General features: G+C 42.7%; 13 protein-coding genes. 8 read left to right on the top strand and 5 right to left on the bottom strand.

The annotated features are described in order from the left end of the window. Positions 1–4: 4 nt before the first annotated feature. Positions 5–1,711 carry a DUF3466 family protein gene (locus AOT11_RS15440; protein WP_017422069.1) on the top strand — a complete coding sequence of 569 codons (1,707 nt, stop codon included), beginning with the start codon at positions 5–7 and terminating at the stop codon, positions 1,709–1,711. A gap of 165 nt (positions 1,712–1,876) precedes the next feature. Continuing rightward, the gene (gene rmf, locus AOT11_RS15435) at positions 1,877–2,050 is read left to right on the top strand and encodes a ribosome modulation factor (RefSeq protein ID WP_011080475.1); all 174 of its coding nucleotides are present in this window, start codon (positions 1,877–1,879) and stop codon (positions 2,048–2,050) included. Positions 2,051–2,193: 143 nt separating this feature from the next. Here rmf and fabA read toward each other — a convergent pair whose 3' ends face one another. Together fabA and AOT11_RS15425 are read right to left on the bottom strand one after the other, a co-directional pair. Beyond that, a complete protein-coding gene (fabA, locus tag AOT11_RS15430) occupies positions 2,194–2,712 on the bottom strand; it encodes a bifunctional 3-hydroxydecanoyl-ACP dehydratase/trans-2-decenoyl-ACP isomerase (RefSeq protein ID WP_011080474.1) in 519 nt (172 codons plus the stop codon). A 71-nt stretch (positions 2,713–2,783) separates the two neighbouring features. Beyond that, positions 2,784–4,427 carry a S16 family serine protease gene (locus tag AOT11_RS15425; protein ID WP_017422068.1) on the bottom strand — a complete coding sequence of 548 codons (1,644 nt, stop codon included), beginning with the start codon at positions 4,425–4,427 and terminating at the stop codon, positions 2,784–2,786. 188 nt (positions 4,428–4,615) lie between these two features. On the opposite strand from AOT11_RS15425, the gene matP reads away from it, so the two are divergent. From matP to AOT11_RS15405, 4 genes are all read left to right on the top strand, one after another. Next, positions 4,616–5,065 (top strand): macrodomain Ter protein MatP, encoded by a 450-nt coding sequence (gene matP / locus AOT11_RS15420; protein ID WP_017422067.1) that lies wholly within the window; start codon positions 4,616–4,618, stop codon positions 5,063–5,065. A 15-nt stretch (positions 5,066–5,080) separates the two neighbouring features. Next, entirely contained in the window at positions 5,081–5,392 is a 312-nt protein-coding gene (locus AOT11_RS15415; protein WP_017422066.1) for a DUF3634 family protein, read from the top strand. Between the two features lie 104 nt (positions 5,393–5,496). Then, positions 5,497–5,823, top strand: a complete 327-nt coding sequence (locus tag AOT11_RS15410; RefSeq protein ID WP_017422065.1) for a hypothetical protein — start codon at positions 5,497–5,499, stop codon at positions 5,821–5,823. A 190-nt stretch (positions 5,824–6,013) separates the two neighbouring features. Then, positions 6,014–7,231 carry an HDOD domain-containing protein gene (locus AOT11_RS15405; protein ID WP_017422064.1) on the top strand — a complete coding sequence of 406 codons (1,218 nt, stop codon included), beginning with the start codon at positions 6,014–6,016 and terminating at the stop codon, positions 7,229–7,231. 245 nt (positions 7,232–7,476) lie between these two features. Here AOT11_RS15405 and AOT11_RS15400 read toward each other — a convergent pair whose 3' ends face one another. The 3 genes from AOT11_RS15400 to AOT11_RS15390 form a co-directional block, all read right to left on the bottom strand. Further along, on the bottom strand, positions 7,477–9,201 hold the full coding sequence (locus AOT11_RS15400) for an ATP-binding protein (protein WP_017422063.1): 1,725 nt from the start codon (positions 9,199–9,201) through the stop codon (positions 7,477–7,479). Next, positions 9,188–10,387: an FIST signal transduction protein gene (locus AOT11_RS15395; protein ID WP_026050686.1), complete on the bottom strand. Its 1,200-nt coding sequence runs from the start codon at positions 10,385–10,387 to the stop codon at positions 9,188–9,190. The genes AOT11_RS15400 and AOT11_RS15395 overlap by 14 nt, the downstream gene beginning before the upstream one ends. 115 nt (positions 10,388–10,502) lie before the next feature. Further along, positions 10,503–10,859: a hypothetical protein gene (locus AOT11_RS15390; protein ID WP_017422061.1), complete on the bottom strand. Its 357-nt coding sequence runs from the start codon at positions 10,857–10,859 to the stop codon at positions 10,503–10,505. A 250-nt stretch (positions 10,860–11,109) separates the two neighbouring features. On the opposite strand from AOT11_RS15390, the gene ccoN reads away from it, so the two are divergent. Continuing rightward, positions 11,110–12,543, top strand: coding sequence for a cytochrome-c oxidase, cbb3-type subunit I (gene ccoN, locus AOT11_RS15385; RefSeq protein WP_017422060.1), 1,434 nt, complete (start codon positions 11,110–11,112; stop codon positions 12,541–12,543). Positions 12,544–12,555: 12 nt separating this feature from the next. Further along, positions 12,556–13,176, top strand: coding sequence for a cytochrome-c oxidase, cbb3-type subunit II (gene ccoO / locus AOT11_RS15380; RefSeq protein ID WP_011080465.1), 621 nt, complete (start codon positions 12,556–12,558; stop codon positions 13,174–13,176). Position 13,177 lies beyond the last annotated feature (1 nt).

Below are 13,177 nucleotides of genomic sequence, written 5' to 3'. Positions count from 1 at the left end.
ATAGATGAATTGCAGTACTAGATTCAAATTAACCACAGTCGCGCTACTCGTTGGTAGCGCAATGAATGCCAACGCCGCTTTGTATAAGGTCGTTGAAGTTGATCCTGCACTCAATGGAAGTTCATCAACCTATAACGATGCTTATGGTGTTGCAATTCAACAAGGTGATGTCGCTTTCGAAACCGGTTGTTTCGCTAATGGTGCTAATTGTACAGATGATCAGTTCAAACTCGCGCTTGAGACTCGTGTCAGTGTCGATGGTGTGAGCTATCGAGAAGAGCTTCCGTTTGCGATGGATGCGACATTTGGGTATATCCAAGAGTTTGATGACTTTGAGCGTTATTGCTACAACGAGCTGCGTTATTCGACGTGTGAAACGTGGGCATCGATTCACTGGGCTCCTTGGTATAAAGAGCTAAGCAAAGACTATACTTCAAACGCACTGGCTTTTGTGGAAGGTAATCAAAGCGCTTACACCAATAAATTCAACAATGTCATTAACAGTTTAACGGAAAGCGGTTCACCCGTTGGAAATCAAAGCATTGTCAATGATGATGGGACGTTACAGACCCGCAATAAAGTCGTGGCGCCAGTGATGCCTGTGTATGAAAAGGTCAGCGACACAGACACGGAAACTGATTTCTATCAATCACGAGCTTGGAAAACCGATGGTACTTACACTGTAGGCAGCGTTTCCTCTAAAACCGGTAATGAAAACGGCACACACTATACGAGCAAAGCGGCCATTTGGGACGCTGCTGGCGTAGTGAAACAGTTGGATTGGCCCCAAGTCGCAGATAGAGATGGTGAACGTTTAGCGCAGGGAAGTATGCGTGATGTGGTTGTCGATTCGACAAATAACAAAGTCTACGGTGTTGGTTACAACACTTACGCAGATGACAACTATATTAATGCCAGCGTGTTTGTTGGTACGTTTGACGCTAGCGGTACATTTGAAAATTCAAGTTGGGATACAAAGCAAGTTAGTGGCGCGCAGATGAAGATTAGTGGCGACATTATCCATAGCAATTCTGTTGTTACTAACGTAAACAGTAATTTTATTGCCATCGGCGAAGCAAAGCGCGCTGGCGGTAAACCTTCCGAAGGTTCAGCAGCCAATCGACTATTCTTGGTCAAAGATGTTAGAGCCGAAAGTGTTTCGGCGACATTTCTACCTGAGTTAGGGGGGATCTTCTTCTCTGGTGCAGGCGGTAAAATGGGTGGCATCAACAAATACAATGAAATTGTCGGTCAGTTGGACGCTGAAGATACTCGTGAGATCGACGGCAAGCCGCGTCGTAAACGTGCATTTATTCTGCCTTATGAGGCAAATGGTTCTGTTGAAAGTAGAATATCGATATTCGATAACAAAGCGTGGTATTTGGATGACCTTACCAATGGTTCTAACGCGCCTGTTGAAAACAACCAATATCGTATTATCGACGCAACGGATATCAATGATGCTGGTGTGATTTCCGCGACAGCAATCAAATGTGAAGGTGGCTACGATACAATCGCACACAACTCATATTGTGGTGAAGGTTCCAAAGAGGAAACAGTGGTTGCTGTTAAGCTAATTCCTATCGCAGATGCGGATGCAAGTAACATTAATACGCGTCCAGTTGAAAAAGCCGCAGCAGAGCGTAGCGGAGCAGGAGTTGGTTGGTTGTCTTTGACATTACTGGTTTTATTTGGTTTCCGCAGAAAATAGGCTATTTTTTAAACTAGGCACAGCTTCACAATTTTGAAGTTGTGCCTTTTTTATCGCTTGAGAAATCCCTTCATTTGATCGATTCTTAATTGTGGAGTCACAAAAGCTCCATCAAAGTTTCACAGTAGTACGTTAGTTCTAATGGACCTGTATGAGGTAGAAATTATGAAGAGACAAAAGCGTGATCGCCTAGAACGAGCACAATCCCAAGGCTACAAGGCAGGCTTAAACGGTAGATCTCAGGAAGAATGTCCTTATCAACAGATGGACGCTCGTTCGTATTGGTTAGGTGGTTGGCGTGATGCCAGAAGTGACAAACTCTCTGGTCTCTATAAATGATGTCCACATACAACACAGAAGGATTTTAAAGAAGGGCCCACGATGTGGGTCTTTTCTATTACTGGGCGGAATAAAAAATGAAAGACGCAAGAAAAAACGGCCCAAAGAGCCGTTTCATCAAAATAACTGGAAAGCGGTGTTGTTTAGAATGCAGAGGTATCTTGGAAAAGACCCACTTTTAGATCCTTAGCGACGTAAATCTCTTTACCATCGACAAGAACTCGGCCATCCGCTAGACCCATAACAAGCTTACGATTGACAACTCGTTTCATGTGGATCTCGTAGGTCACCTTTTTCGCTGTAGGGAGGATTTGACCAGTAAATTTAACCTCACCAACACCCAAAGCGCGGCCTTTGCCCTTGCCGCCAACCCAACCAAGGAAGAAACCAACTAACTGCCACATCGCATCCAAGCCAAGACAACCAGGCATCACTGGGTCGCCAGGGAAATGGCAGTCAAAGAACCATAGATCCGGTTTGATATCTAGCTCTGCCAAGATGAGGCCTTTACCAAAGTCGCCTTCAGTTTCTGACATTTTGGTTACTCGGTCCATCATCAACATGTTTGGTGCTGGTAACTGAGGGTAACCAGGGCCAAACAGTTCACCTTGACTAGAGGCTAAAAGATCTTCGCGGGTATATGATTCACGTTTATTCTGCATTGTTTGTAAACTCCAATTTTAGACACAGGCATGTTAGTGAACAGGTGTACGCTAAACAACTCCGATCAGTACTAGACAAACCAGTTTTTAATCCATTGAACAAAGCCTTGTGGATGATCATGCTTCGTAAAGTTATCGATTCTTTCAGCAATTTTGTTGAGCACGCTATCTTCGTCTTCACCACAAAATGGCTTATTCATAATGATTGGGATCACATCTTCAACATCGGATACCGCCCAAATATGAAACTCACCGAGTTTAATGCTTTCGACCACTTCTTTATGAAGTGCCAGATGTTTTAAGTTCGTTTCCGGTAGAATAACCCCTTGCTCGCCGGTGAAGCCTTGGTGTTTACAAACCTGATAGAAGCCTTCAATTTTTTCATTTAGGCCTCCTACAGCCTGTACACGGCCAAATTGGTCCACTGCACCCGTCACCGCGATTTGCTGATTGATGGGGTACTCAGATAGGGCGCTGACAAGGCAGCAAAATTCAGCAAGTGACGCACTATCTCCATCGACTTCACTGTAAGATTGCTCGAATACAATAGAAGCAGAGTAAGGCAGTGGTGCATCGAGTTGCAGCGCACTGCTGACAAGTGCTTGCATGATCATCATACCCTTGGCGTGAAGATTTCCACCGAGCTCGGCTTTACGTTCAACGTCAGAAATATCACCATCACCAAAATGGATAACACAAGAAATTCGAGCTGGCTCACCATAAGAAACTGGGTGACCTGCAACATCAATAACGGTGAGGCCGTTAATCTGGCCGATTTGCTCGCCCGTTGTTTCAATGATCACTTGGCCATCAAGGATATCGTCGATAGCGCGCTGGGGGAGATAAGACTCACGGAAATATTTTTCCTCAATGGCTGTATTCATGTGCTCACCGTTGATCTGGTAGCCTTGCGATTCAATAGCTGCCAGAGAGAGCCATTGGTGAAGCCAAATTGGGGAGAGGGGCAGATAATGTTGGTCTTCTGTTTCACGAACGCCGGCAATCAACAAACGGTGTAGTGCATCTTTATCAAAACTGGGTAGATGGTAGCGGTCACATATCCATTTAATGTAGCCGACATAGGCATCCAGATTCTCTTCACCTAGGTGAAAATCTTCTTCGAGTTCGCTGAACAAAGTCATTGGTGAGAAGAGATCAGGATCAAGATACTCAAGATCCGCCAACTGCCCACGATCACCAGTAATAACCAATTTTATGTCGTAGCAAGTCGGTTCCAGGTGTGACGATTGCCACTCGGGTTTTAATGGAGAAATGGGTAGGGATTCGCCAAGTACTGCCGCCTTAATCGCTGGCCAAGAGCCTGGATTTGCAAGCAGCAAATTCGCAGAGACAGTGACAATGCCACCACGAGCTTTAGAGAACAACCCTGTAATGATTTCGACGTCACCATTAGCATTAAGCTTATAGCAGTCAAAGAGATGAGAAGGAGAGAGCGTCTCTGTTTTTAGTACCACTAGTTCAGGATCAATAGAGTTCAATCCTTCTTCAACCAAACCACGATAGATAGGGTTATCACAACAATTAATCACCAAGAAACGAGCCATTCCAGAAAGAAGGGTAAAGTGGCGGAATGTTGCTAATGCACGCTCTTGTAGCTCAAAATAATGGGTTAACTCAATAGAGTGAAGATTAGCAAAAGACGATTCAAATTGATCGAATTGTGGCGTAACGGCTTGCCAGTTAATTTGGTTCATTGACTTTCTTCATAAACTTTAATTGCAGCGGAGTATATCAGAACCAACAAAATCTGCAGTTAAATCCGGCTAAATAGATGGTGAGGGAGGAAAAAGTTGATCTCTCTCTATCCTTCGACCACGTTTTGTTGAGAATTAAACCCACATGGGTTACGCTGTCACCCTAAGTAGCGCTAGGACATGGAAAAATGAAATATCAACAACTCGAAAACTTGGAATGTGGGTGGAAATGGCAGTATTTGATCAATAAGTGGAAAGATGGAGAAACCATCACTAAATATATTGATTCGAGTGAAGCTGACCATGCAGTTTCTGAACTAAGAAAGTTAGAACATGAACCGACCAAAGTCCTCGAGTGGATTGATTTGCACATGGCGGACGAGCTTGACAAGAAACTCAAACAAGCCATTCGTGCCAAACGCAAGCGCCATTTCAACGCTGAGCAGATCCATACAAAGAAAAAATCCATCGATTTAGATTATCGTGTATGGGAAAAGCTATCGACACGTGCGAATGAGCTGGGTTGTACATTGTCCGACGCCATTGAATATTTACTGAGTGAAGCTTCTCGTAGCGAAAAGGCGAGTGCAGCCGTATCCACTCTGAAAGAAGACTTAAGCAAGTTATTATCCGATTAGTGCAGGAGAACACACATGTTGTATGTCATTATTGTGGCCGCAATCGTTATCTTTTGGCTAGTGGCCATTGATCGCCCCGTATTGAAAGTTTCCTTTAAAGAAGGGCATATTCATTCAGTCAAAGGGAACTTGCCACCATCTTTTCGCCATAATTTAGTGGAGATTGGCGAGAAGACGCCTTTTGATGGTGAAATGAAAGTTTACAGCTTACGTACTGGTGCAAAGTTGGTGTTCAATAAACAAGTGCCAAAGAAAGTCCAACAAAGAATTCGTAACGTATTTCCACATCAAGGATTTAAGTCTAGCAAAGGTAAGAAACACGCCTAATAAACATATCAATTGCAACAATCACTAATCCACCACGCAATTGAATAGAATCGACGTATATCATCCAGTCTGCGCACTGTATTGTATTTTCATTTGGAAAAATTATGCGATACAGTGTCACCTTTCTTCTTTCATCTCTTTTACTCTTCTATCCAAGTGCGATTCATGCCGATGATTCCACTCGTAACCCAATAGCATTAAAGCTAAAAAAGTCAGTTCAAAAGAAGATCGACAAAGAGTTTGTCCACTATTCGGGCTATTGCGACGTTGTCGTCTATTTTAATCACACGGATAAGCATGCGGTGGTTGAGAAGGTCAATGGGACGGGTGATGCCAAAATATGTCGCTTTGCGAAGCAAACAATCAAAGTCGGCAGTAAATTTCGCTATAAGGTGCCGGAACGTATGATCTTCATTCACATCTCGAGCTAATCAATAGTTGATAGAAAGAACGATGTGTTGTGTACGTTTACTACTCAAGAATTAATGTTGTCAGTGACTTATAGTGACAAAGTAGGCAATTTCAAGATTAAATAATGGAAGCGATGTCACTTTGATTTCTCATTTTTGTTCTCTATGGAATAAACTAAAACTAGTGATAAATCTTTAAAGGGATACAGATTTGCTACTCGCCAACAGACGGTATACACAAGAAGCGATTGAAACAGCGGAACAAGTGGCAAATGAGGTTAATGTTAGACATGCCAAGTGGTTAGTGAGTATGAAATACATTCTCGATCAGTCTAACGTTGATAACCTACTTAGTTTACAAGGTCGCTATTGCGAAGACGTTATTTTCTCAGAAGATGAGCGCATTACTCGCAATCAACGCATTTTATTAGAGTGTGAGCAGGCTAAAGTGGTTGAGCGGCGTGAACAGGTAAAAGCAAGACAAAACACCCATAAACGTGTTGTTGTGGATGTTACACGCCATGCTGAGCACATGATGATTGAGAAACTACTCAATACGCCCATCGACAAATTGTTTAATGGCGTACCTAACTTTGATCATCTTGCTTCGTTCGCGTACTCACCGTCCTTGAGTTTCTCCAAGTTGAGTACCTTGACAACCCTGAGTCATCAACTTAGTTCAAGTATTTTAGATCTCGTTACAAACCCTAAATTCTGCGAACGTATAGGGAAATCATCGAAAAGTGTGACCGATGCAAAGATAGCAATAGGGCAGATAGGCATAGAAAATTGCCGTTTACTTTTCCCTGTTCTGATGGCTAGACCGATGCTCAAATGGTCCGATGCGAATACCAAGTTGATTGCCCCTAAAATGTGGCAACATATGATAGTCACGGCGAATGTCACTAGAATGCGCTTACAAGATGCAAATTTCAAAGAGCCCGATGCAGGCATCTTGATTGGTGTGTTGAGAACAGTTGGCCAGTTTCTCGCATCAAACCATTTTACGCATACATTTGAAGACGCTTTAGTTGAGATGATGCTCAAATACCGAGAGCAAGATATGCGTGAAGAATATTACGCTTGTGCTGAGGTCGTCGCCAATATGTCTTTTTTGCCCAAAATCATTTTCGAACTTGAGGGACAACTTGCTAAACGAGTTTTGGAGTCCATGGATTGGCCAGCAAATGCAATGTTTATCAAAAATGCCGTGATTGAGGATATAGACAATGTGCCTGTTGAAGAAAGAAGTATTGCAGGAGCTGCATTAGCACAAGGTCGGGCATTCTCAATCTACGATGGATTACAGCATAGCAATGCATTCGTAGAAAAACACAAACCGTATTGGTTTGCTCAAGTACAAATGCCAGGAGCATCGCTCAAAGATATTCAAGCGAGAATGCCAGGACGCTTAACACTGTCGATGTGATTTGTATTTAATTTCAATAATTTGCGACTGCTTGGCTATGTGGATTGGCAGCCCTACGGAATCGTTAGCTAAGTACGCATTATGTATATTATGTTAAATCACATGTAGCGCTACGTGAAATGTTTCTGTCTCGGCTCCCCTTTACTGGTATTAATGCTCTGATTCATGATTAAACATAATTTTTATTTACCATAAAATACCTAATATAGAACCTTATTAATCAAAGATTTAAGGTTCTATATTGGTTATACGATTAAGGCTTCAATCGCGTTGGCGAGTTCTTGTTTTCGTACGGGCTTAGCAACAAAGCTGTCCATACCAACGTCTAAGCAATTTTGTTTATCGCTGGCTAATGCATGGGCTGTTAAAGCGATAATTGGCACTTCAAATCCCTTTGCTCGTAGAATTTTTGTTGCTGTGAGTCCATCCATGACTGGCATTGACACATCCATAAACACCACATCCAGAGACTCCGTGTTGGACTCGATGAACTCAATCGCTTCACTTCCGTTATTGGCAATAAATACGTTGTGGCCAAGTTTGTTTAAAAGCAGTTGGATAACCATTTGATTGGAATGTGTATCTTCTACGACTAACACATTCAATGCTCTGTCGCGTTTGCTAGTCGTGCCATCTTGGCTCAAACGAATTAGCTTGCGACTTTTAACTGGAATTTGCACAACAAATGTCGAGCCCTTACCAAACTGGCTAGAAACACGAACTGTTCCTGACATGAGCTCAACCAAGTGTTTTGTAATGGCAAGCCCTAGGCCCGTGCCTCCAAATTTTCTGGTAATTGAGCTATCTGCTTGCTTAAACGCGGTGAACAAAGAGCTAATTTTGTCTCTCTCAATGCCAATCCCTGTGTCTATGACAGAGATGGATAACTCATCATTTTCTAGGCTCACACGAATATCAATCTGACCTTGCTGAGTGAACTTCACCGCGTTACCAATGAGATTAAACAACACTTGAGATAATCGGCTGGGATCAAGCCAATAGTGACGCTTGTCGTCAAGTTCGATGCTGAGCTCAATATTGAGCCCTTTTGACGCAGCAACTAATTGCTGCTGTGACACTACAAAAGTGACAGTGTCATTTATATTAATCCATTGAGGTGAAAGGGAAAATTCGCCAGATTCAATTTTGGATAGATCAAGTATGTCGCTGATGATTGCCAGCAACAGCCCTGCTGAACTTTCCATATGGGAGAGCAAGTTGATGTGACCTGCTGACATGTCGGACTGTTTGAGAACATCCAACATGCCCAAAACGGAGTTTAATGGTGTTCTTAACTCATGACTCATCATGGCTAGAAACTCAGATTTTGCTCGGTTGGCACGCTCAGACTCTTCTCTGGCCAATGCCAATTCTCGAGTCCTTAGCTCGACGATACGTTGTAACTTCTCTTTGTTTTCGATATCAATAACAGCTCGTTCTATCAAAGGCAAAAAGCGCTTGAGAGTTTCTTTTGCTTCAATACTGAACTGCCCTTTTGTATTACCGATCAGGAGAATAACGGATTGAGTTACCTGAGCATCAATGCCCGTTAATAATACAGAGTTAATGTGGCTTTTGATAAAGCTGTTGAGCTCTTTAAACTCTGACAATTCGGTGGGTTCGAATAGAATGATGCATTCGCCATTGATCACTCGGCTAAATTTTTTTCCATCACACCAAGTTGTATTATTGAACACTTGGTTTGTTGTGAGCAACGTCGCGAAATTCTCTTTATCACAATGCCGAGTAAGGACCACAAAATCATCAAAGTTGATGTATTTCTTCAATACGTTATTGAGGCCTAAGAAGATTTCGTGACGATTTTTTGCTTCACTCATCGCAGAGATTGCGCTGAGGATGGCCTTATTTTCTTCAGCTAGTCGCTTTTCGAGTTCCCTACTCTTTTTAAGCTCAACTAATGCGTCGTGAAGGGCTTCTTTTTCAAACGTTGTCATGTTATTTACTTTCATCCGGTGAATGGAAAATAGCTGAAGAAATCATTAAGTTACCATGCCCATTTTCACCGCCAACAAAGCGCCCCTGTTCGCCGAAAGTAAACGGACAAATAAAAGGTTTATCATCTAATTCATCTAGAAGTTGTTTCAAAACACTGTCGATATCGTGTTTTAAGTGAATCATAGGGCCTGCACAAAAAATGTTAATAACACCTATTTTTCGAGAGTCTTCTAGTTTTTGCCAAAATGCCGCATTGATAACTCGTGCTGCTCGGCTGATAAGCTGATCTTTACATCCCTGCATGAGGTAGATGCGCTCTCCCAGATCGACGGTAGAAAAGAGTTCAATACCATTTTCAGTCGTTTCTCTGACTGGGTGTGACAGCTTAAAGTAAGGATAATCATAGAGCTGCCCTGCAACTCGCCCTAACGGATAAGCCGTCGCAATATCAAAGATCAATTGCTCTTGGTTGTACTCATCAAGATGAATTTTGGTCCAATCTTTGTACACGGAACTTGCGGGTTTACCATCAATTTCCAGTAGTACTCTATCGCTGACTTTCGTAACGAGCCCCGATAATTCTGTTGGCGTGTGGCCTGCACTAAACGCAGTGAAGATAGATTGTGAAGAGAAAAATACCGTGAGGCTAATGCCTTTTATGCTTGTTCCCTGCGTTGTGAAAATAGACCAGTTTCCTTTGACTTGATTGTCAGCTGCGCTTCCGCCGATAATAGGTACTAAAGTGCCAAACTTTTGGTCAATAGCTTCGATGATTGACTCCTCATTCCCTGGAGTCGCATGAAGTAAGATCAGACTGGGTACTTCCCCTGCTCGGTCTGCATTGTGAAGTGCCATATCCAACGTTCTAAATACAATTTCTGTGACACTGTCACTGGTTTCGTTGAGGTCTGATATTCCAGTGCCATAAGCGTTGCTACCACTGTCATAGATAGCAAAAACACCAACGACAGGCCCTTGGTGAAATCCCTTATCGGTCATGATCGCACGACATGAACTTGCGCCATGTACAGGAATCGATGGAAAATGTTGTCGGAAAGAATGTTGAAGTTTCTGGCTAGAATACTCTTCGGTATAGTAGCAAATGAGCATCGCTAAATGATCATGAGCGATCTGCTCTTTGATTGCAGCGACAGCGTGTTCTTCGTTGGTCAAATGACTAATAACAGATTGGCAAAGCATCACGTAGTAACGATTTCTAAAACTCCCCTTACTTTATACCAATCTAGTACTCCACTTCTATTAATTTGCATGAGAAGTACGGAACCTGTCTATAACAACGCGTGCCAAGTCTGATTTATAGAACAATAACCGCAATGGTCGTATTGTCTTTATTACGTATTTTTATTGATGTAGCAGTGCTTGCATCTAATAAAATGATATTATCGCTGAACGGTATATTTGATGTTTTATTTTGATCTAAATCAATTTTTAAATTGTCGTTTTTATCTGTTTGGATCTTAATTTGCTGGCTAGCGCGATAAATAATCATTTTACTGTTATCAAGTGTTAACTCACATCGTTCTTTTTGTGAACAATCAATCTCTTCCAGCGGTTGATAACTCAACGACCTCCATATAAACGCCACCACTAATATCGTGAGCATGATTAATATTTGTGCAAGCCTTGCCTTTGTTAACTTTTGTGCCGGCATTTTTTCAGTTTTCCTTGTTACAAACTTCAAAGTTTTTAAATAAAAGATGATTTCCAGAGCGTCAGTAAGGTTACTACTCTGTCATTGAATTGTTAATTCAAGTATAGTGTGCCACTGAAAATGCCACTTTTTCTTAAAGTCGGCAAGAGGAATAAAGTGATGATAACGCAGTATTTCTTGAGTTGATTTGGGTGGTGTTACGACGCAAGTCGTGTTGGAAGTAAAGTGTAGTTAATTAGAAATTGGAAGCATGCAAATGAGCCAAGAAAAGCAGCTTGAACAAAACTACAACTATACAGTCGTTCGTCAATTTACCCTTGTGACCATTTTATGGGGTATTGTTGGCATGGCTGTTGGTGTTTTGATTGCCGCTCAATTAGTATGGCCACAGCTCAACTTTGATACGCCGTGGTTGACGTACAGTCGTTTACGTCCCCTGCATACTAACGCGGTCATTTTCGCGTTTGGTACAAGTGCCTTGTTCGCAACGTCATACTATGTTGTACAGCGCACCTGTCAAACTCGTCTATTTGGTGGTCCTCTCGTCGCCTTCACCTTCTGGGGTTGGCAGGCTATTATTCTTGCCGCTGCAATCACTTTGCCACTGGGTTTAACCTCAGGCAAAGAATATGCAGAACTCGAATGGCCAATTGATATTGCAATCGCGATCGTATGGGTTTCATACGCGGTTGTTTTCTTTGGAACCTTAGTGAAACGTAATACTTCTCACATTTACGTAGCGAACTGGTTCTTTGGCGCTTTTATCATTACTGTAGCAGTGCTTCACATTGTGAACAGCATGGCAATCCCTGTTTCACTTGGTAAATCTTACTCGATTTACTCAGGTGCAGTAGATGCGATGGTTCAGTGGTGGTACGGTCACAATGCGGTAGGTTTCCTTCTTACAGCGGGTTTTCTTGGTATGATGTACTACTTTGTACCAAAGCAAGCTGAACGTCCTGTTTACTCATACCGTCTGTCAATTGTCCACTTCTGGGCTCTTGTTTCTTTGTATATCTGGGCAGGTCCTCACCACTTACATTACACAGCACTACCTGACTGGACTCAGTCTCTAGGTATGGTTATGTCTTTGGTTCTATTCGCTCCATCTTGGGGTGGTATGATCAACGGTATTATGACCCTGTCTGGTGCGTGGCATAAGCTACGTTACGACCCTATTTTGCGTTTCTTGATCGTTTCACTTTCTTTCTATGGCATGTCGACTTTCGAAGGTCCTATGATGTCAATTAAGACAGTGAACGCATTGTCACACTACACCGACTGGACGGTTGGTCACGTTCACTCTGGTGCGTTAGGTTGGGTCGCGATGGTGTCAATCGGTTCGGTTTACCACTTGATCCCTCGCCTATTTAACCAAGAGCGCATGTACTCAGTAAGCCTAATCAACGTTCACTTCTGGTTGGCGACTATCGGTACAGTACTGTACATCGTTGCAATGTGGATCTCTGGTGTTATGCAGGGTCTGATGTGGCGTGCAGTCAACTCTGACGGTACGTTGACTTACAGCTTCGTGGAATCTGTTGAGGCTTCTTACCCATTCTACTTCGTACGTTTCTTAGGTGGTTTTATCTTCCTATCGGGTATGTTCCTAATGGCATACAACACGTACAAAACAGTGACTGCACCTAAGCAAAGCTTAAAAGCAGTTGCACAGCCGGCATAAGGAGATTGAAGAATGAGTTCTAATTCTAATAATCGCCACGAGATCATTGAACGTAATGTCGGTTTGTTGGCTATCTTTATCGTTTTTGCAATCAGTTGGGGTGCTCTTGTTGAGATCACACCATTGATTTTCCAGAAACAAACAACTGAGCCGGTAGAAAATCTACGTGCTTATTCTGCTCTAGAGATGGAAGGTCGCGATATTTACATCCGTGAAGGTTGTAACGTTTGTCATAGTCAAATGATTCGTCCTTTCCGTTCAGAAACAGAACGATACGGTCATTACTCAGTCGCTGGTGAAAGCGTTTGGGAACACCCTTTCCTTTGGGGTTCTAAGCGTACTGGTCCTGATTTGGCACGTGTTGGTGGTCGTTACTCAGATGAGTGGCATCGTGTTCACTTGTTAGACCCTCGTGAGCTAGTACCTGAATCAAACATGCCTGGTTTCCCATGGCTAGCTGAGAACGTACTAGATGGCAAATTGACCCAGAAGAAATTGGAAGTGTTCCGTAATCAGTTTGGTGTTCCATACACTGATGAGCAGATTGCAAACGCATCCAAAGATGTTGAAGGAAAAACGGAGATGGATGCCATCATCGCTTACCTTCAGTCTCTTGGTCATGCAATGAAATAAG

Origin of the sequence: Vibrio vulnificus NBRC 15645 = ATCC 27562, from assembly GCF_002224265.1 — a bacterium.
Taxonomy (GTDB): domain Bacteria; phylum Pseudomonadota; class Gammaproteobacteria; order Enterobacterales; family Vibrionaceae; genus Vibrio; species Vibrio vulnificus.
The sequence above is the reverse complement of the archived record's forward strand: the minus strand, read 5'-3'. Positions and strand labels throughout refer to the sequence as shown.